Here is a 694-nt window from a genome sequence, read left to right on the forward strand (position 1 = left end):
CTTGGTGATCTCGCCTTTCACGTAGTGAACAAATTCTTCCAACTGATCTGCGCGCGAGGCCAAGCGATCTTCTTCTTGTCCAAGATAAGCCTGTCTAGCTTCAAGTATGACGGGCTGATACTGGGCCGGCAGGCGCTCCATTGCCCAGTCGGCAGCGACATCCTTCGGCGCGATTTTGCCGGTTACTGCGCTGTACCAAATGCGGGACAACGTAAGCACTACATTTCGCTCATCGCCAGCCCAGTCGGGCGGCGAGTTCCATAGCGTTAAGGTTTCATTTAGCGCCTCAAATAGATCCTGTTCAGGAACCGGATCAAAGAGTTCCTCCGCCGCTGGACCTACCAAGGCAACGCTATGTTCTCTTGCTTTTGTCAGCAAGATAGCCAGATCAATGTCGATCGTGGCTGGCTCGAAGATACCTGCAAGAATGTCATTGCGCTGCCATTCTCCAAATTGCAGTTCGCGCTTAGCTGGATAACGCCACGGAATGATGTCGTCGTGCACAACAATGGTGACTTCTACAGCGCGGAGAATCTCGCTCTCTCCAGGGGAAGCCGAAGTTTCCAAAAGGTCGTTGATCAAAGCTCGCCGCGTTGTTTCATCAAGCCTTACGGTCACCGTAACCAGCAAATCAATATCACTGTGTGGCTTCAGGCCGCCATCCACTGCGGAGCCGTACAAATGTACGGCCAGC

The 694-nt window shown here is 53.0% G+C and carries 1 protein-coding gene; it reads right to left on the reverse strand.

What is annotated here, in order from left to right; genetic code table 11:
- The coding region (locus ABD980_RS11170; RefSeq protein ID WP_345371763.1) for an AadA family aminoglycoside 3''-O-nucleotidyltransferase at positions 1-694 on the reverse strand (694 nt) is incomplete at both ends.

Source organism: Paenalcaligenes hermetiae (assembly GCF_039543645.1).
Classification (GTDB): Bacteria; Pseudomonadota; Gammaproteobacteria; order Burkholderiales; family Burkholderiaceae_B; genus Paenalcaligenes; species Paenalcaligenes hermetiae.